General features: G+C 45.5%; 18 protein-coding genes and 1 pseudogene. 10 read left to right on the top strand and 9 right to left on the bottom strand.

Features of this window, described 5'->3' with window-relative positions:
* The 6 genes from BP727_RS12590 to BP727_RS12565 form a co-directional block, all read left to right on the top strand.
* Nucleotides 1-936: hypothetical protein (locus BP727_RS12590; RefSeq protein ID WP_286859143.1), on the top strand; the 936-nt coding region annotated here is incomplete at its 5' end.
* The gene (locus tag BP727_RS12585) at nt 933-2,117 is read left to right on the top strand and encodes a glycosyltransferase family 4 protein (protein WP_286859142.1); all 1,185 of its coding nucleotides are present in this window, start codon (nt 933-935) and stop codon (nt 2,115-2,117) included. The genes BP727_RS12590 and BP727_RS12585, both read left to right, overlap by 4 nt.
* Nucleotides 2,118-2,154: 37 nt before the next feature.
* On the top strand, nt 2,155-3,423 hold the full coding sequence (locus BP727_RS12580; RefSeq protein WP_286859141.1) for a UDP-glucose dehydrogenase family protein: 1,269 nt from the start codon (nt 2,155-2,157) through the stop codon (nt 3,421-3,423).
* Nucleotides 3,423-4,337 (top strand): UTP--glucose-1-phosphate uridylyltransferase GalU, encoded by a 915-nt coding sequence (gene galU / locus BP727_RS12575; protein WP_286859139.1) that lies wholly within the window; start codon nt 3,423-3,425, stop codon nt 4,335-4,337. The genes BP727_RS12580 and galU overlap by 1 nt, the downstream gene beginning before the upstream one ends.
* A gap of 15 nt (nt 4,338-4,352) precedes the next feature.
* Nucleotides 4,353-5,000: a class I SAM-dependent methyltransferase gene (locus tag BP727_RS12570; protein ID WP_286859138.1), complete on the top strand. Its 648-nt coding sequence runs from the start codon at nt 4,353-4,355 to the stop codon at nt 4,998-5,000.
* 11 nt (nt 5,001-5,011) lie between these two features.
* The gene (locus BP727_RS12565) at nt 5,012-5,950 is read left to right on the top strand and encodes an SDR family oxidoreductase (protein ID WP_286859136.1); all 939 of its coding nucleotides are present in this window, start codon (nt 5,012-5,014) and stop codon (nt 5,948-5,950) included.
* A gap of 257 nt (nt 5,951-6,207) precedes the next feature.
* Here the strand turns inward: BP727_RS12565 and BP727_RS12560 are convergent.
* A pseudogene (locus tag BP727_RS12560) lies at nt 6,208-7,342 on the bottom strand (IS630 family transposase).
* A 115-nt stretch (nt 7,343-7,457) separates the two neighbouring features.
* On the opposite strand from BP727_RS12560, the gene BP727_RS12555 reads away from it, so the two are divergent.
* From BP727_RS12555 to BP727_RS12540, 4 genes are read left to right on the top strand one after another with little or no spacing between them, the layout of a single operon-like run.
* Complete coding sequence (locus BP727_RS12555) at nt 7,458-8,780, top strand: protoporphyrinogen/coproporphyrinogen oxidase (RefSeq protein WP_286859134.1); 1,323 nt, start codon at nt 7,458-7,460, stop codon at nt 8,778-8,780.
* Nucleotide 8,781: 1 nt separating this feature from the next.
* Complete coding sequence (locus BP727_RS12550) at nt 8,782-9,930, top strand: glycosyltransferase family 4 protein (protein ID WP_286859132.1); 1,149 nt, start codon at nt 8,782-8,784, stop codon at nt 9,928-9,930.
* A 4-nt stretch (nt 9,931-9,934) separates the two neighbouring features.
* Nucleotides 9,935-11,041 carry a glycosyltransferase family 4 protein gene (locus tag BP727_RS12545; RefSeq protein ID WP_286859130.1) on the top strand — a complete coding sequence of 369 codons (1,107 nt, stop codon included), beginning with the start codon at nt 9,935-9,937 and terminating at the stop codon, nt 11,039-11,041.
* Nucleotides 11,031-12,905, top strand: a complete 1,875-nt coding sequence (locus tag BP727_RS12540) for a hypothetical protein (protein WP_286859128.1) — start codon at nt 11,031-11,033, stop codon at nt 12,903-12,905. Before BP727_RS12545 ends, BP727_RS12540 begins: the two co-directional genes overlap by 11 nt.
* A gap of 9 nt (nt 12,906-12,914) precedes the next feature.
* On the opposite strand, the gene BP727_RS12535 is transcribed toward BP727_RS12540, so the two are convergent.
* The 8 genes from BP727_RS12535 to BP727_RS12500 form a co-directional block, all read right to left on the bottom strand.
* Nucleotides 12,915-14,048, bottom strand: a complete 1,134-nt coding sequence (locus BP727_RS12535) for a glycosyltransferase family 4 protein (protein WP_286859126.1) — start codon at nt 14,046-14,048, stop codon at nt 12,915-12,917.
* Between the two features lie 210 nt (nt 14,049-14,258).
* Nucleotides 14,259-15,632 carry an oligosaccharide flippase family protein gene (locus BP727_RS12530; RefSeq protein ID WP_286859124.1) on the bottom strand — a complete coding sequence of 458 codons (1,374 nt, stop codon included), beginning with the start codon at nt 15,630-15,632 and terminating at the stop codon, nt 14,259-14,261.
* A 468-nt stretch (nt 15,633-16,100) separates the two neighbouring features.
* A complete protein-coding gene (locus tag BP727_RS12525; protein ID WP_286859122.1) occupies nt 16,101-17,360 on the bottom strand; it encodes a nucleotide sugar dehydrogenase in 1,260 nt (419 codons plus the stop codon).
* Nucleotides 17,342-17,611, bottom strand: coding sequence for a hypothetical protein (locus BP727_RS12520; RefSeq protein WP_286859120.1), 270 nt, complete (start codon nt 17,609-17,611; stop codon nt 17,342-17,344). Before BP727_RS12520 ends, BP727_RS12525 begins: the two co-directional genes overlap by 19 nt.
* A gap of 82 nt (nt 17,612-17,693) precedes the next feature.
* Nucleotides 17,694-18,020, bottom strand: a complete 327-nt coding sequence (locus BP727_RS12515; RefSeq protein ID WP_286859118.1) for a GDP-mannose 4,6-dehydratase — start codon at nt 18,018-18,020, stop codon at nt 17,694-17,696.
* 20 nt (nt 18,021-18,040) lie between these two features.
* Nucleotides 18,041-18,580: an NAD-dependent epimerase/dehydratase family protein gene (locus BP727_RS12510; RefSeq protein WP_286859116.1), complete on the bottom strand. Its 540-nt coding sequence runs from the start codon at nt 18,578-18,580 to the stop codon at nt 18,041-18,043.
* A 286-nt stretch (nt 18,581-18,866) separates the two neighbouring features.
* Nucleotides 18,867-19,142 carry a winged helix-turn-helix domain-containing protein gene (locus tag BP727_RS12505; protein ID WP_286859114.1) on the bottom strand — a complete coding sequence of 92 codons (276 nt, stop codon included), beginning with the start codon at nt 19,140-19,142 and terminating at the stop codon, nt 18,867-18,869.
* 140 nt (nt 19,143-19,282) lie between these two features.
* Nucleotides 19,283-19,900, bottom strand: a 618-nt coding sequence (locus tag BP727_RS12500; RefSeq protein WP_286859112.1) for an NAD-dependent epimerase/dehydratase family protein, incomplete at its 5' end; no start/stop codon positions are given.

Raw genomic sequence — 19,900 nt, 5'->3', positions numbered from 1 at the left:
TTTATCCTTAAATACTCCGAAAAAATATGGGGGCTCAAATGCTCTGAACTCTCTGCTGATCTAGCCTGGCGAGTTGGCGAGTTCTCAATGCTGGATGTTCTCATAGAACAGATCTCCAACTTTTGGAAGAATCTATACTCTCAATCCGGGCACCCGGTCTGCTATCCTGAGCAGGGTATAGGGTTGATCTGTGAGCAGATTAAAGTAAATATCGAAAAATCCAACGTTGGTGAGATTAAGACTGATTCATTTCCCGTACGTATTCTACATGATAACAGACGCATTGAGGAAGTTGTTGTGTGTGAACAGGATTCTGTCCAGTCCTATCACCCCAATTATCTTCTTTCGTCTATCCCAATCGGCAAATTGATCCATTTATTAGATCCGAGACCACCTGCTGAGGTCATAGATTCCGTTTCGAACTTAAAGCACAGATCACATCTTTGTTTATATATAATGGTTAATAAAAGTCGCGTTCTGAGTGATCATTGCATTTACTATCCGGATCCCAAAATCCCGTTCGCACGGATAATGGAACAGAAGAATTATAGCCGGAAAAGCTGCCCGGATGCCATGACTGCTCTGGCAGTCGAATTCTTTTGCTGGTATCAGGACGATTTCTGGAATAAAAATGACTCAGAATTATTCAGAATTGCTATGCCTAAACTTGAGGAACTAGGTATCGTTAAAGAGGGTGAAATCGTCGACTATTTTGTCCACAAGGAACGATATGCATATCCTGTCTACGATCTTGGCTATGGGGATTGTTTAAAGACTGTAATGACGTATCTCAACGGATTAAAAAACCTCAAACTCATCGGGCGCTCAGGGACTTTCACATATATGGGACAGTATCGTGCGATGGAAGCTGGCTCAAACGCTGTCGATGAGATAGTAAGTGAAATCTTCAAAGAGCCTGGCGGTGGTTCAGCTTGAGAATCCTGAGGGTTGCAGGCGACCTTTACCCTGCTTTCGTCGGCGGGATAGCTATTCATGCTCATGAAATGTCGAAGATGCAGGCATCCATGGGTCATGAAGTGACAGTCTATACCTCTATATGGGATGATGAACCTCTGGAAGAGGTGCGTGATAATTATCGCATCATCAGGTTCAAAGGAATAACAGTCTTTCGAAACCCAATATCACCGAGTCTATTTTGTCGCTTGTTACGTGAGAGAATGAAGTACGATATCATCCATGCTCATTCCCACCTGTATTCCTCGACAGTATTCTGTGCTCTTATGCGGATGCTAGGTTCATCTCCTCTTGTCATTACGAATCACGGACTCGTTTCGCAGACTGCCCCAATTTGGCTACAAAAGCTATACGTCCCGACTGTTGCCAAGTGGGCGTATGACACCGCTGATAGTATCATTTGTTACACAGAGACCGAGCGGAGACAGCTAATCGACTTAGGTATCCACCCCGAAAAGATATCAATTATCCACAATGGTGTTGATACGGATCATTTCACTCCTTTAACGAATATTGCCCCCAAGAAGCAGATCCTGTGGATAGGCAAATACGTCCCAGGAAAAGGTGTCGAATACCTCTTGGAAGGTTTCCAGCTGTTCTCAAGAGAGTTCGCTGATTACACCCTCCTTATGATCGGAAGAGGACCTCAGAAGGATGATTGCCTCAAAATGATCGAGGATCTGGGCCTCAAGGAGAAGGTTATTCTCATGGATTTTGTCGATAATGAGGATCTGCCGGAGATCTACCAGCAATCCAGCCTGTTTGTTCTTCCAAGCCTGGAGGAAGGAGTTCCAAGGACAATCCTTGAGGCAATGGCCTGTGGCGTCCCGGTGGCCTGTACAGAACTACCTCAGCTGGTCAAGATCGTCTCGGAGTGTGGACTGTTGTTTCCGCCCAAGGATCCTGAGGCTCTGGCCGCTGCTCTTTCAACCCTGTTGTCTGATCATGAGATGGCTCAAGGTTGCGGAAGGAACGGGAGGGAGAAAGCGGTGTCTATGTACTCCTGGAGCGATACTGTCTCCAAGACTCTTGATCTGTACGCATCTCTAACGAGAGGCGGGTTGGTAGATAAATCTCGTAAAAGTGGGGACGGCTATTTCAAACGTGTATCCGGTCTTTCCCGTCCCGAGGATGTAAGGTAAGCCAGATGGCTGGTGTCTTGAATATGGTTGAAGCAATATGAAGATCTCGATCATCGGTTGCGGATATGTCGGCACGGTTACCGGCGTGTGTTTTGCTGACTTAGGCCATAACATTGTCTTTTGCGATATCGATGAGAAGAAACTTGATCTACTCTCCCATGGGAAGGCTCCGATCTATGAGCACTCTTTGGATGATCTGATCCAGAGGAACCGGGAGCGCCTCGCTGCGACCTCAGATCTTGCAGCTGCCGTGCGAGATACGGATATCACGTTCATCTGTGTTGGCACCCCGTCCGGAGACGACGGATCGATCGACCTCACATATGTCCTATCTGCAGGTGCCACGATTGGAAAGACGCTACAAGAGACCCCGGACTTTCACCCAGTCATCGTCAAGAGCACCGTCTTTCCAGGAAGCACTGAAGGGCCGGTCCGGACTGTTCTCGAAGAAGCATCGGGCAAGCAGGCGTTTGTGGACTTCGGCCTCGGCTCGAACCCAGAGTTTCTCAGGGAGGGCAACGCCATCCAGGACTTCCGTGAATCAGACCGCATCATCCTCGGTGCTGGAGATGAGAGGACGATGCAAGTCCTCAGGGACATCTACGCATCTTTCACCTGCCCTAAGATCGAGACCTCAATCAGGACTGCGGAGATGATCAAGTACACGAGCAATGCCTTTCTTGCGACAAAGATCAGCTTCGCAAACGAGATCGGCAATCTGGCAAAGAGACTTGGGATCGATTCGCAGGAGGTCTTTGCCGGGGTTGGGCTCGACAGCCGGATTGGCCCTGCCTTCTTCCGGACCGGGATCGGATTTGGCGGCTCGTGTTTCCCCAAGGATGTCCGGGCCCTGATTGCCGGAGCAGGTGACTATGGCGAGCATCTGCAGATCATCCCGGCGGCATTGCGAGTCAACGAAAGCCAGCCACTAAAGCTGGTCAGGCTGCTCCAGACTCACATCCCAGACCTCAAGGGCCGGCGAATTGGCATTTTGGGCCTGGCATTCAAGCCCAACACCGATGATGTCAGGGAGAGCCGAGCCATCCCGATCATCAGGGCTCTGCTCGATGCCGGAGCCGGGGTCGTAGCTTACGACCCACTCGCTAAAGAGAACTTTGCCGCTCTCTTCCCGGAAATCGAGTACGCGCCCTCGGCACAGGCCACTCTTGCATCCGATGCCGTACTGATCACAACTGAATGGCAGGAGTTCGAGCAGCTCGATTACAGCGGAAAGACGGTCATCGATGGCCGGAGGATTGTTGCAGCTTCCCGGACTGCAGGGGTCTATGAGGGGGTCTGCTGGTGATGGAGGTCAGGAAGGCCGTCATTCCGGCGGCAGGCCTCGGGACTCGTTTCCTCCCGGCGACCAAGTCGATGCCCAAAGAGATGCTCCCGCTCATCGACCGCCCGGTGATCCAGTATGTGGTGGAAGAGGCTATCGACTCGGGGATAGATGACCTGATTATCATCACCGGCCGGGGGAAACGGGCAATCGAGGACTACTTTGATGATTCGCCAGAACTGGAGATGCACCTGCGAGATAATGGGAAGTTCGAAGCGCTTAGGATGGTGCAGGAGATATCCTCTCTGGTGGATATTCACTACATCAGGCAGAAGGAGCCGAGAGGACTCGGGGATGCTATTCTGCGTGCCGAAAAGCATATCAGCGACGAGCCCTTCGCTGTGCTTCTCGGAGACGATATCATCAGGAACAGTGTTCCTTGCACAAAGCAGCTCATCGACCTCTACCGGGAGAAAGAGCGTTCCATCATTGCAGTCGAGGCAGTCCCTCCAGAGAAAATCAGGAGTTATGGAATCATCCAGGGGACTCGGGTAAGCCCATCGCTCTACAGGATCGATGATATCGTCGAGAAGCCACATGTCGAAGAGGCCCCCTCGAACATCGGGGCGATCGGCCGTTATGTCTTCACCCCCGAGATCTTCGAGTGTCTGAAGCACACAACCCCTGGTGTCGGCGGCGAGATCCAGCTCACCGACGGGATACGGATTCTCCTCCAGTTCCAGGATATCTATGCACATCTGTTCCAGGGGAAGCGGTACGATACCGGGGACAAGGCGGGATATATCAAGGCGATTATAGATTTCGCTCTTGAGAACCATGAGACAAGAGGTGCTATTGGAAGGCACCTTGGCATTATTCGAGTACAGGAGAATGGTTTCACGCATGAATCGAGTCAATGCTCTTTGTTTGATCGATAGATTGTGGTGAGTAATATGGATAGACTAAGCATTGCTTTTAATGATTTCCATAATATGCTCTTCAATCCAATTGAAAAGCATAGCGGTTGTATTCTCGAAGTTGGATCTGGAGGGGGCCATTTATCAAACTATATCCATACCAAGGGTAGATCAATAGTATCTCTAGATATAAATGGCTTGAAGCTTGTCAAAGTCAAGCAAACCTATCCCAACTTAAATTTAATTCGAGGTGATGCACAAAATCTCCCTTTCTCAGATAATTCTTTTGATATACTAATAAGTGTTGAAAATCTTGAGCATTTGTCTTATGTGAATCAACATATATCCGAAGCGAAAAGAGTTCTAAAACCTAATGGCATTTTTTTAATTAAAACTCCTAATAAAATTTTGGACACTCCCTATTGGTTAATAATAAAACGAGCATCGTATAAAGAATTAAAAAAAGCCGGGAATCATATATCTACTCAAACGTACTGGGAGCTTAAAGGACTTCTGGAGAATAATGGCTTTGATGTTTTTTTTTTAAAAGCAAACTTGCTTCATCCAAATCGATTAAAAAATAAGAATTATAATATTTTGGCAAATTGCTTTAAATACATGAACTATTATTTGCCATATTATTTTAATTTCAGTTTATTTTGCGTTGCTAGTAAAAAGGATTAAGTAGGCAAACGATGTCGAAAATTGTAATCACTGGTGGTGCAGGATTCATTGGATCCCATATTGCGGAAGAGGCTGCAAAAGAGAATGAGGTCGTCATCATCGATAATTTGGATGACTACTACTCGCCTGATCTAAAGCAACAAAACCTTGAAATCCTGCTTGCAAATCCTAATGTGTGTTTTATCGAGGGAGACATCAATGATCTAGACCTTGTCCGGAGAGTCATCAACGATACTGTCGACTATGTATTCCACGAGGCCGCTCAGGCCGGTGTCAGGATATCGGTTGAGGATCCGTTCAAGCCGAACAATGTCAATGTGCTTGGCACTCTGAACGTCCTCAAGGCCTCCCTGGATGCCGGTGTAGAGCGGGTGATCAACGCCTCCTCGTCATCGGTCTACGGGAAAGTGCAGTACCTCCCCTTTGACGAAGCGCATCCCACAATGCCGGTCTCCCCCTATGGGGTCTCGAAGCTCGCCGCCGAGCACTACTGCCGAGTCTTTTATGAGGTCTACGGCCTCCCGACAGTTTCACTGCGCTACTTCACAGTCTATGGCCCCCGGATGCGCCCAGACCTCGCAATCTCCATTTTCACCAGGAAGCTGCTTGCAAACGAGCCCATCACGGTCTTCGGAGACGGCGAGCAGACCCGTGACTTCACCTACATCGACGATATCGTCAGGGTGAACCTGCGGCTGCTCGAGACGGACGCTGCCGACGGTTATGCAATGAACGTCGGCGGAGGCCACAGGATCACGGTGAACGACCTGATCGCTCACCTTCGAAAGATCACCGGGAGTACGTCCGAGGTGGTGTACTCTGGCAGGCAGAAGGGCGATGCGGAGCATACACTGGCGGATGTGGGACGCGCAAAGGAGTTGGCTGGGTGCCGGCCGGAGGTTTCCATTGAGGAAGGCTTGGCCAAGTTCGTCAAATGGGCTCGTACCTGATAATCAAACTTCTGAATCCCATCTTAATCCACTTAAAGATCCGTTCGATTCCGCTTCTTTTGGCATAAGTCTCTTCATCGAACGCAAAAGGCCGTCCCCACTCAGGGTTCTTTCTATTTCGCTCGTTGATGGGTATGCAGCACAGAGGCGGCTTAATAAACTCCCATTGCTTTTCCATAAGTTCCTTAGACTTCATATTATTATTTCATATAATAATATGAAAAGGTAGTATAAATAGTCTTTTAACTAGTGTCGCGTCAACTATTTAATGTCAGATAAAGACGAGAAAGCTTAACTCTGGCATCGGCAGTGGCGAATCGCCAATTCACCTTTGCATCTTTGTTATTTCTGGTATCTTGCCATGCCACTGCTTCTTTCCTAACAGTTTCAATATCGTCGATTCTTCTGTTCAGGCATTGGCCCCAAAGCACATTTAACTCTATTTCAGCTATGTTCAGCCAGCTGCCAGCTGCCATGTTTTGGAGTGTGCACGAACTCAAACCTATCCCATAACGCCTTTGCTTTTTCTGGCGGAAACTTCTCATAAAATGATCCTGCTTTATGGGTGTTGAGGTTATCCATAACTAGTGTTATTTTTTCCGCTTGTTCATATTGAGCAGCGATCTCTTCTATAAAGCCAGCCCAGTCCAACGCAGTCCTTCTTTCAGTGATCCTTATCATGCGCTTCCCCGCCAATGGCTCGCAGGCAAGAAAGATATTGGACATCCCGCAGCGTTTGTATTCATAATCATATTTGGCAGACCGTCCGGGAGAGGCAGGAATTGGGTTTCTTGTTTCAGATATCAGTTGCTTTGGAGACTCATCCATGCATATGATTGGATGAAGCGGATCAAAGGGTCGCTTATATACATCTAACACCATTTCCATGTTCGCGACAAAGCTACCATTTTGCTCTGGTGGAATCACCCATCTTGTTGCCAAGGCTTGATCTCGTTTTTTTAAAATCCGTCTCACAGTCTCATGAGAAATGCTGTCAATGTAGTTGAGCTCAACGACCTTATCAGCTAATAGCCTTAAAGACCATCGAGCGAAACCTTCTGGCGGCTCGCTGCAGCTTAATGCAATCAAATGGGCTTCAAAATCCCCCTCAGTTTTCTTGGCATAGATGCGGTTTCCTGTCCTTTTATCAAGTGCAGCATCGAGACCTCCTTCGACAAATCGCTTTTTCACGCGATCGATCTTTCTCATGCTGATTTGAAGCACACGAGACATTTCTTCATTAGTCGAGTGTTCTGTTTGGTACTTGCCTTTGTCACAACCCAGCAAAATCAATGCATTAAGAATTTTCTGTGATCTCTGCTTTCCCTTGGATGCAATGTCACTGAGAGTTTTGCGTTCTTCTTCAGTTAGTGTAATGATATACTTCTTCATATCCTATTCTCCAGGATAGAATATGAGCCAATACATCTTAAACTTTACGACATTTAATTAATGACGCGACACTAGCTCAATCATAGATAAATAGGAATCCTTAGAAGGTGGCTTAATGATTTCGACAAATGAACCTATTGATACAATAATAATAGGCGCTGGATTAGCAGGGCTGAGTGCTGCATACCATTTAAAGTCTAATTATAAGTTAATAGAGGCAAATAAAGAAGCAGGGGGACTTTGCCGATCTAAATTTATTAATGGTTTTTTATTCGATTATACAGGGCATCTATTGCACATTAAGTCAGAATATGTGGAACATCTAGTAAAGCAGTTACTGGGCGATAATCTCAAAAAAATCGAAAGATCATCGTGGATCTATTCATCAAATTCATTAACACCTTATCCATTTCAAAGCAATTTATATGGCCTTCCTCCTGAAGTAATTAAAGAATGTCTTATTGGATTTATCAAGTCTAAATATGAGTTAAGGGAAATGGAAGTTAATAATTTTGAAGATTGGGTGATCAAGCATTTGGGTACAGGGATCGCAAATAGATTTATGATACCTTATAATAAAAAGTTATGGACTGTTCATCCGAGAGATTTGACCACCGAATGGATTGGGAATTATGTCCCCAATCCAAAAATTGATGAAATTGTCGATGGTGCCCTTCGAGTTCCAGAAAAGAAATGGGGATATAATTCCTATTTTTACTATCCTAAGTATGGAGGAATTTATAGCCTGGTCAAGAAATTTTTAGAATATATAGATAATAATTGCGTATATTATAATAAAAAAATTGCTGAGATAAATACGCTTGAAAAAATTATAACATATAGTGACGGAACAAAAGATACATATAAAAATATAATTTCGACTATTCCTTTGATTAATTTGGTAAATATCATTAAACCCCTGCCAAAAGAGATCCAGATATGCGCAAAGAGATTAAGATATAATTCTGTTCTCAATATAAATATTGGTGTCAATGAAGAATCTTTTCTGGATAAACATTGGATTTATTTCCCAGAAGATAAATATATTTTTTATCGAATTGGTTTTCCTGCCAGTTTTTCAAAATCAATGGCGCCCAGCGGCTGTAGCTCTATATATACAGAAATCTCATATTCGGATGCAGTTCCTTTAAGATATAAGTCTTTAGAGGAAATTCAAAAGAGAGTATGTGCTGACTTGATAAAAGCAAAATTTTTAAATAAATTAGAGAATGTGATTTTCTCATTTTCTATTGACATCAAACCTGCTTATGTAATATATGATCATAATTGGTTTCATGTTAGGGATAATATAATGAATTATCTCAGAGGAAAGAACATACTATCGATTGGTAGATATGGATCATGGGAATATTCTGCCATGGAAGATGCTATACTGCAGGGTAGGGATGCAGCAGAATTTATAAACTCAGGTGTATGATATGGAAATACGAGTAGGATTAGTGCTAATATCAAATGAAATTGGTGGGGCAGAAACGATTGTTCTGAATATTGCAAAGAAACTTACCGAAAGATCTATTAAGACTTATATCATTACAAATCAGGAAATAATAAAATACTTCAAAGATATAGAGGGATTAGAGACGATCAATATCGGATCGATGTATACACCCAAGTTCTCTAATTCTTACTTAAGAAATGGAATAGTGCTATTCAGACTGCTAGCTTTGAAAAACAAAGTTAAGGGACAAATAAATTCAAATTATATAAATTTAATTCATATACACCTTCCTATATCTATGATATTATATAAAATAATAAAGGATGGCATAAATGCAAAATCTGTTTTTACAATCCATGGTGTAAGCCATCTCGATGGACAAAAATTGAAAGGATTAAATTTTTTTAAAAGAAATTTTATTTTATGGTTAACAGAAGATTGTGACCATTATACATCTGCATGTAATTATTTTATTGATGTTTACAAGCGGTTTGGCGTTCTAAACGACAATTATTCAATAATACCTAATGGCATCAATTTAGACGATTTATCTTGCATTAATGATATCGATCTAGGAAAGTCTTTTAAGCTGCTCTATTCAGGTGGCTCAAGATACGCAAAAGGAGGAGATATCGTAATAGAAGCATTATATAAAATAAGAGAGACCATCCCTAATATAAAGTTATATGTATTACGAGATATACCTGAAAATCATTTTATGAGAAAATATGTAAAAGAAAATGGTCTTGAAAATAATGTTATATTTACAGGTTATATGAGGCCACCAGAATATTATCAATACATAAAAAGCTCAGATATAGTAATTTTACCTTCTCGCACAGAAGGTATAGCTGCATCACTACTTGAAGATATGGCTTTCTGCAAGCCGATCGTTGCGACGAATGTGGGAGGGACTCCCGAACTTATTAAAGATGGCGTTAATGGGCTTTTAACCTCAGTAAATTGGGAAGACATTGCAGAAAAGGTTGTTTATCTATACGAAAATCGTGATGTTAGAAATAAAATATCTTATACAAATTGTAAATATGTGAAAAGATTCGATTGGGATAAAATTATTGACCTATACATAGATTTATATAAATATATACATGAGTCCGCTAATAGGTGAGCATATGACCCATATTATGATAGTGACCGCTCCAATTGGGAAAGCGGGTATATCACCATTATTGGCTCTTATAAAAATATTTGAGTATAGCTCGAATTCAATATCTATTATTACAGGAAACGATTTTAATGAAAAGTTGATTAAAAAAAATGCCTTCGCTTATTTGTCCTATAACTATGATCTGAAAGGATTTAAAAAATTATTTGAATTTATATGGATGCAATCCAAGATCTCATTTTATATATTTAAAGAGAAAAATAATATAAATTCAGTTTTTTTCTTATATGGTACCAGTTTATTTTTACCTGTATTAACAAGCAAGATATTTAATAAAAAAATTATTATGATTCTTACAGGATCGAGTTCGAGTTCCTGCAAATCAAGGGGTAGCATCTATTCTTCTGCAATTGAAGCTATAGAACGCATAAGCTATTTAGTATCAGATTCTTTAATTGTGTATTCTCCAAGACTTATTGAAAAATGGGATTTACAGGATTATGCGAACAAAATACTCATCGCCCACCGCCACTTCCTTGACTTTGAAGCCTTCACCATCACCACCCCACTTTCCGACCGACATCTCCTCATCGGCTACATTGGCCGGCTGAGCGGTGAGAAGGGGATTCAGAACTTCGCCCAGGCCCTTCCTGCCATCCTAAGCCACCAACAGGACCTACGCGTGCTCATATGCGGGGATGGGCAGTTGAAAGAATCAATCGAGGCATCTCTGCTGGAAGGGGGCATCGCCGCCCGCGTTGATCTACCGGGCTGGATCTCCCACGACGACCTCCCAAGGTACCTGAACCAACTCCGACTCCTCGTCCTTCCCTCCTACACCGAGGGGCTCCCCAACATCATGCTTGAGGCCATGGCCTGCGGGACCCCGGTGCTGGCGACGCCGGTTGGGGCGGTACCGGATGTTATAGTAGACGGAAAGACCGGATTTATTATGGAGAACAACTCGCCGAAGTACATTGCTGAGAACGTGGTGCGGGCGCTGGAACATCCGGACCTGGAGCGGATCGCGGAAGCCGGGAGGCGGCTTGTGGAGGAGAATTTCACGTTTGAGCGCGTGGTTGAAAGGTGGAAGGAAGTGCTAGATGAGATATGATATCAGGCTAAAAGACTCGCCCCCCTTGCATAACCTGGATAGGACGCTTGCCATTGCAGGAGTTATCCTCTCAGCAATTCTGATACTTTATCTAGCCAGAGAGATCGGTCGGGTGGTCTATCTGCTCACCATGGTTCTGGCCTTGATCTCCTGCCTGCTGTGGCTGGCGATCAGGAAAAGTCACACCTTTGAGTTCCATCTCCCGGAGTCTAGAACACTGACTACTTTCTGGTCGATCTGCTTTTTCGGTCTCTTTGCCTTAAGCATCCTCTCCGTGCATTTTAGGCCGGAACTTTACCAGCGTCCCATCCTTTACTTTATTCTGACGGCCCTCATGGCAGGCGCAATTGCCTGTGAAATCCTCTCATCAGGCAGACGGCATGCCGGTCTGGTTCTAACTCAGGTCGTGCTGCTGGGGGTGAGCATTGCCTGGTCGCAGCTCCTGATCTTCCCGAGCCTTCTAGGAGTGGATCCCTGGTACCATTCTATCTTTACCACTAGGATCGTTGATGAGGGATCAATCCCAATGGGTAACAGTTACTCAAGACTGCCGATCTTTCATCTCACGATAGCTGCAACATCGCTCATTGCTGGACTGCCTTACAAGTTTGCCGCAATGGTTTCGGTTAGCCTCGGACAGATCATCTGTAATGCTTTGTTTGTTTTCCTCATTACTGGTCACCTATTTAGGAACTACCGGGCGGGACTGCTGGCCGCTCTTATGGTCATCATCGCAAATCATCCGATTCACATGTCCTACTGGTCAATTCCGAACGGCTTCGCTGCTGTGTTCATTCCTATTGCCCTCTATCTGCTATTTTTCAAGTTTGGAGATCGTTCTCATACTTCATATGCACTCCTTTATATTTTAGTTCTGGCCACGATTATTCTGACACATACAATTGCTGCCATGTGCATGGCCATCCTTCTCTTAGTTAGCTGGGGTACACTGGTCATCTATCGTGCCTACGACCATTTGAGAAAGGATATTCATGCATCATTTATTCGCCCTGTCGGCTTTGCGGTGGCAATGTTTGCATGGTGGACATACGCCTCCGGCAGCATACGATCCTTAGCAAAAATCATTGATTGGGGCTTCGGTATAGATGCTTTTGTTAAGACACCTGAAGAGTTTCGAGGCTATGCAGCAGTCATCCCGCTTAACGAGCAGTTATTTAATAACTTAGGCATGTTCATTTTCTTCGCTTTCTCGTTCATAGGCATCTTTTACATGATCTCGCATAGGGATAACAGTTCAAGTTTTGCCATGGCATGGGTAGGGATGGCCCCCCTTGCAATCGGCTTCATTTCGCTTATCTCCGGGCATTCTGTGGTTGAACACCGATGGTGGTATTTCGCGCAGATCCTGCTAAGCATCCCGCTGGCGATCGCTATCTACATTATCGGTACATGGAAATTAAAAAGGCCCGTCCATCTCTATAGTTTTATTTTTGGATTTGTTGTTATCTTGAGCATTCTCATGATAACGAGCCCCCCTGCGAACGTTGATAACCTCTCTTTTTCGCCAAACAGCCATATGAGGTATTCGCTTACAGAAGCGGAATTAGAATCGGTCAAGACGGTCACAGAAAAATGGGACGGCCCGATAAAAACCGATGAGTATCTTGCGGGAAGTCAGAAGTTTCAGTATCCCCCGGTATCGGCTTTTTGTCAACAGATCTACTCAGAGGACTATCTCAGTTTAAGAGATAGTATTGTTGTGATCCGTAAATCTATCGTTGGCAGGCCATTCAAAATTTTTTCTAGCATTTATAAGCTAGACTATGATCTGAATGTCAAATTGGAGGGATTGGGATTTTCTCGGATCTATGATTCCAATGGTGTTAGTGGATATAGGGCATAGCGGAAAGTCTCAGTGCATCCTTCGAAGGTTAGTGATTTCTATATCCATGCTTCGCCTAATCGCCATTTGATATTCCTTTTCCACTTTGCCAGCGACTATATCCCATGCATATAGCTTCGCTTTCTCCATATTATTGACCGATATCTCTTCCCGTATCTTATCATTCCACAAGAGCATTATTATTCTATCCGCAATCTCTGAGGGTCTTTTTGCGTTGACGAGGTATCCGTTCACTCCCTCCACTACGATATCTGGAATCCCTCCGACGTTCGTTGCGACAATTGGCAAGCCAGCAGCCATCGCTTCCAAATTTACAATCCCAAAACTCTCCGAGAGGCTTGGCAGTGCAAATAAATCAGCTTGTTGCAGCATCGTGGGTATTCTTTCCTGCTGCACTTGGCCTGTGAATTGTATGCAACCATTCAGATCCAGTTTTTCCACAAGTTTCTCTAGCCTGGATCTCTCTGTACCATCGCCCACAAGGATCAGTTTGGCATCTGCCATCCCGCGGTGTACAATGGCCATCGCTTCGATCAGATATGAAACCCCTTTCACCGGGTGCAACCTGCCTACAAAGATGATCGTTTTCGAATTACCTTTTTTCTTTTCTCCAGACTTAATATTAAACTGCTCCAGGCCGATGCCATTAGGCACGACAGAAATGTCTCTATTGCTTATTTCTAACATTCTCTGCTTCATGTCTTCGGTCAGAGCAAGGACGGCATCTGCATTCTTAAGTATGGTTTTATAGGCCATGCGGATAAAGCTTCCTGGGAGATATATATCCGATCCTTGACCCCAGACAACATACGGAATCTTCAAATGTTTTTTTGACGCCCATGCAGGAATGCTTGTTGGAAGACTCTGGGCATGAACGATATCTGGCTTAATCTTTTGTATTTTTAGGCATATTTTTGTCCAGAATGTGATTGCGCCAACGATGCGGATCTTTGGCCATGCTATTCTGTGAATATAAAAACCCTTTTCCTTGCTGAGTTCAGGAAGACCTTCATCTTGCGAGGTTATGACATGGACTTCGTGCCCTCTCTGGGTTAAGTGTTCCGCTAGGTGGTACGTGGCGATCTCTGTACCAGCGAGCCATTTTGGGGGGAAGAGACCGACCAGAATAGCAATTTTCATCATTACCTATCTTTTGCTTTGCATCTTCAATTATGTCTCTATATACTTCGCTTTTGCCCTTTCTCCGGGCAACATTATTGCAACCTTAATTGCTTCGTCAATCCTGCCATAATCTGAAATCGTAAACAATCTGCCTGCGATGGGCTTATGGTATTATCATTAAGGCAGTTGAGGAGAGCATACATACTCTTCTATCACCCATGAAAATGACCATCAATTTTCAGATTTGCGGTTAAAAAATCTCTTGCCACGGTAGAAATTATAGCATAGACCAAGCGAAAAAGCAATGGCAGTTGCCCCAATGGCACCATAAAGCCCGATCTGTGGGATAAGTATGATATTAAAGATAATATTCGCGATGGCAATGATCAGCGTGCCGGAGACGGTTAATTTAGCTCCATCTATCCCTTCTGAGTTAAAGAACCAGGCATATACGCCGTACCATGTAACCAGAATTGCAGTAAACGCAAATACAAGCATCAATGGGAGTTGTATTGGATAGCCCTTCCCGAACATTCGCAATATTACATACTCACCTACTAGCGCTGCTGGAATCCCTAACATCAGCATATATGGAACAATTTTATTGAGTTTTCTGTAGAGCAAACTCTTATCATGTGATTTTGAAGCTGTTGGAAAGAATACAATGGTAAATATCTCTGAAAATAAGGTTAATACGGTGAATGATGCATAATAATACACTCCATAAACACCCACACTCTCAACGTCCATGTAATAGTTAATCATAATCCGGTCGATGTTGCTATAAAGAGTGAAGGATAATCCTCCTAACACCGCCACAGAACTATATTTCCACAATGTCGAAAGCCACGAACGGTCGATGGCAAACGTCAAGTACTGTTTGAGGAACCTCACTACGATGATAGACCCAACTACCCCGTAAGCAAGGTAGGTGGCATAAACCATTGCTTTAAATGAATAGAACTGAAGATAGATTAAAGCTAACAGTGTTGATAATAATGTAATCCCGTATATTGGCTGAAAAACCGCATAGTCCTTCATTAGAAGCAAGCCACGAAGGCTACTTGTTGTCAGGGCATAGAACACAAAGAGCACTGCAAATAGGATGGATAATACTATTATCTCTTGGTTTACCGAGAAGATGGCTGCAATTTGCTGTCTTAAGATGGTATAAAGTATTACTGAAACCACTGTCAAACAGATGACGACAACATATGTGGTAGATATTATCCTACTTTGTTGATATTGATCTTTGCTCTCTGCGCAATATTTTATCATAGCTGTATTTAACCCTAGTAGCATAGGGATATACAGGAACATTGCAATGGAGTGAACTAATGTGAAGCCTCCATACCCAGCTGGGCCGAGCATCCGCCCTGCAATGATATTGTACGAGAATGAAAATATAGTTGACAATACGGTACCTAGGCCCACGTAGGATAGGTTCCGAACAAATTTCATTACCTCCTCGCCTGCTGGTTCATGGAATATTTTTTCATAAAAAAGGAATATTAGTCCAAAAAAAAGTCGTAAAAAGGCATTCCGGCCGGCTGCGTTTTGATAGCGTTGTTCCTCAGTTATGCGACCGCTTATGGTATTAACCATTTATTATCCTCTGTGATCCTCTGTGATCCTCGATAATCTTGGGTCATGCTCTGGATCTTTACATGGAAATAGCCCATAGTGGATGCGTCATCAATAGTGCACTATACTATACGGACATAATCATATTGAATAACCATTTCATTATTCCCATGAATCATCAAGATCTGAAGTGAGCGTACACCAAGCTGTAATTTGAATCCTCGCTGTTTTGTGTGGGTAGCCCGAAGATCTGGAGATTATCATCTGCGAAGTGATTTCCAAAGATCCATGTTAAAAGCGGCTAACCGGTATCAATCATTTAGTTTGTCCAACTTTGGAATCGCCCTAAATCTCGGATTCTCTGGTTGGTATCCTGAAGTTCCCTCAGAGGAGTGTGAAAAGTCTTTAATTTTTATTATCCTGATACGATCTCGATCAACACCAGAATCTCGTGATGATCTACATCGCTCCTAATGGGGCAAGAACATCCTACAGCGTCCTGTACACACACCCTGCCCTAACTCCGCCATTCGTCCTGAGCATCCCCGTCACGTCCATAATAATCGGCTTCCCATTGCACATCGAGAGCACCTTCTCCAGCGTCAATCCCGCAAAAGCCTCGTGCGGCGAGTTGACGATGATACAATCCACTGGACCCTCAAGCCCCTGGAGCGAGCCGACCGGCTTCGCCCCGAACCGCTCGATCTCTGCAGATGCTAGAAGCGGGTCGTAACCATACACATCGATGTCGAACTCCTTCAGCTCGGAGACCATCTCCCCAACAGGACTCTCTCGAGTATCAGGCACGTTTTCCTTGTAGGTCAGGCCCATGACCAGGACCTTCGAGTCCCGGATCACCTTGCCAGCCCGGTTCAGCTCCTTGATCGCAATATCTGAGACGTGCTTGGGCATGCTGTCGTTGATCGCCCGGCCGGCCAGGATCACCTGCGGATGGTAGCCGAGCTCCTCTGCCTTATAGACCAGATAGTAGGGATCGACTGGTATGCAGTGGCCGCCGACGAGCCCTGGGCGGTAGTTATGGAAGTTCCACTTGGTACCGGCTGCCTCAAGTACCGCCTTCGTGTCCAGCCCCATCTTCCTGAAGATGATCGACAGCTCGTTCATGAGGGCGATGTTCAGGTCCCGCTGGACGTTCTCAATCACTTTCGCAGCCTCTGCAGTCCGGATGTCCCGGGCGACGTAGACTCGGGTCACCAGCCCGTAGAGGGCAGAAAGCAGCTCCGTAGTCTTCTCGTCCATGCCGGAGACGATCTTGGTGATCTTCTCTAAAGCATGGTCGGCATCACCGGGATTGATCCTCTCAGGGGAGTAGCCTACGGCGAAATCTTTCCCGCATACTTTGCCGGATACCCTCACCAGTGTCGGCACCATGACCTCCTCGGTGAGGCCGGGATAGACTGTAGACTCCAGGACGACGATTGCACCTTCTTTCATGTTCCGGCCGACGATCTCAGCGGCCGAGACTATGTAGGAGATATCGGGGTCTTTGGCCTTCGTCACCGGGGTGGGGACAGCAATGATCACGACATCGGCCTCGCGGATCATGGTCGGGTCCGTGGTGGCGATGACCTTGTTATCAGGCTCAGCATTGATCCGGGCAATCTTCTTTGCGTCGAGGTCATAGCCGATCGTCCTGAGGTGCTGCGAGAATGCTTCTGCCAGTGGCAGTCCTACATACCCCAGGCCCACCACGCATACCGTCTTATCCTTTAGATCTTCTGAAACCATTTGACCGTCTCCTTCAGCCCCGAATTCATATCATAATCAGGATGGTAGCCCAAGGCCTCTCCGGCAGCAGAGATGTCTGCGAGCGAGTCCCTGATGTCCCCTGCTCTGGGCTTGTCGTACTCCGGCTCGACACGAATGCCTATGATCAACATGATGCGACCTGCAAACTCGTTTAAACTGATTCCCTTACAGCAGGCGATGGTAAAGATGCCTTCCGCATCGACCATCCCTGCCAGGATGTTGGCTTTCACCAATCCTTTACAAATGTGAAGTCTCTGGAGCGGAATCACAGTCGCATGGCCTATAGCAATCATCATCCGAATCCCTAATCTCTTAGTCTATGATCTCTTTCAACCCATTCTCCAGCGAATACCTGGGTGCAAAACCGAGGCTCTGTATTTTGGCAGTATCCGCCAGGGTGTGCATCACATAGTTCTTGATCGGGTTCTCTCTGTAAATGGGATTCAGGTCGGTTCTCAGGCGGGAGTTGATCAGGTCCACCAAATAATTAAAGCTAAAAGCCTTGCCTGTCCCTGCATTGAAGATCCCGGTGCCTTTCTTTGAGGTCAGAATCAGAGCGTCCACAATGTCCTTCACATAGGTAAAGTCACGAGTCTGAGTCCCGTCTCCAAATATTATCGGTTGCTCTCCAGCCTTCATTCCTCACAAGAATTGCGAGATCATGTTGGCGTAAGACCCTTTGCTTCCTCATGCGGGCCATAGACCGAGAAGAACCGCAGCCCTGCGTAGTCTATTCCATAGAGCTGATGGTAAAGCTCAGCCACCCTCTCAATGGCCAGCCGGGCCTCGGTATAGTAGTCCTTGACCGGTATGACCGCATCTTTGCGGTGCGGTGTGGGGACACCGTTATAAAGGGAGGACGAGGAGGCAAATACGACTTTTTTGGTCTCGCTCCTACGGGCAAGCTCCATTATGGCCACCATGCCGTTTATCGCCTCTCCTACCAGGAAGGGGTCCTTTTTGTACATGGGCGAGGAGGAGGGAATTCCCAGGTGGAATATGATCTCCGGCTCCAGCCCCAGGTCCAGGCAGTCGTTGCAGGAGCCTTTGATGAACTTCACATCCTTCTGAACCGATTTCAGGTTGTCCATGCTTCCGGTGTGCAGGTTGTCAAGAACCGTGACCTCATAATCATCAACCAGCGCCTCCACCAAATTAGAGCCGATGAATCCCGCTCCTCCAGTGACCGATGCTTTCATCAATTGACCTCTCTATTGAATTTTATCGATATATTATAAAATTAGTTTATTGAATTGGGCGTTGAAAAAACAGGCTTTGCGCGTCCTTTGTGATCTTTGTGTCCTTTGTGGTTTGAATTTGTTAGGCTCAGATTCGATCATCCGATCTCACGACGAACATATAATCACCGCAAAGCTCACAAAGGGCATAAAGATCACACTAAAGAAATTGATGGACCCCTAATTTTTTCGCCCTCTGCGTCTCTGTTCCTCTTTGGTTTCGTCCCCTTCGCCCCTCAGTAAGATATCAATCAGAAGGTACTTGGGGCTCTGGAATCATATTCCTCAGTTCCCGCATATATCCAAGCGCCTTCTTCCCCTTCGCCGTGGTTTTATATCTGGGCACTTTGCCCTCCTGGATTTCCACAAGCCTGTTCCGGGTGACTAGCTCCAAATAAGGAATCACTGTGCGAAAATTCAGGCCTGCACCATATACAATTTGCGTCTTGCTCGCGCTTTCTTCCTCGGCACAAAGCTGCAAAATCTGAAGGAGGATCTGGTCCTTGTATCTCTTGCGACCCATGACATATTATTAGGATGTTAGGTATCTATAAATGTTACTTATCACAAAAACCAAGGCCGATCCTTACACAATCTACGTCCTGCTCGCCGCCCGCGGCAGCCCCACATACCCCAGGCCCACCACGCATATTGTCTTATCCTTTAGATCTTCTGAAACCATTTGATCGTCTCCTTCAGCCCCGAATTCATATCATAGTCTGGATGGTAGCCCAGGGCCTCTCCGGCAGCAGAGATGTCTGCCAGCGAGTCCCTGATATCCCCCGCTCTGGGCCTATCGTAAACCGGCTCGACCTGCCTTCCAACTATCTCCATTATAAGACCAGCCAGCTCGTTCAGGCTGATCCTCCTTCCGCAGGCAATATTGAATACGCCTTCAGCATCGCCCTTCCCCGCCAGGATGTTGGCCTGTACCACGTCCTTCACAAAGGTGAAGTCCCGGGTCTGCTGGCCATCGCCGTATATCACTGGCGGCTTTCCTTGCAGGATCCTGGTGACAAATCGCGGGATCACCGCCGCATACTCCGATTTAGGATCCTGCCTGGGCCCGAAGACATTGAAATACCGCAGGCAGACGGTCTTAAGGCCGTACACCTCCGAGAAGACACGGCAGTAGTACTCTCCCGCCATCTTTGTGATGGCGTAGGGCGACTTTGGATTGGGCTTCATGTCCTCCTTTTTAGGCAGTGTGGGCGTGTCGCCATAGACCGATGAGGACGAGGCGAAAACCACTTTTCTCACCCTGCTGTCTTTAGCCGCCAC

Origin of the sequence: Methanosaeta sp. UBA356 (genome assembly GCF_002496465.1) — an archaeon.
Classification (GTDB): domain Archaea; phylum Halobacteriota; class Methanosarcinia; order Methanotrichales; family Methanotrichaceae; genus Methanothrix; species Methanothrix soehngenii.
This window is presented reverse-complemented; position numbering and strand designations above follow the sequence as displayed.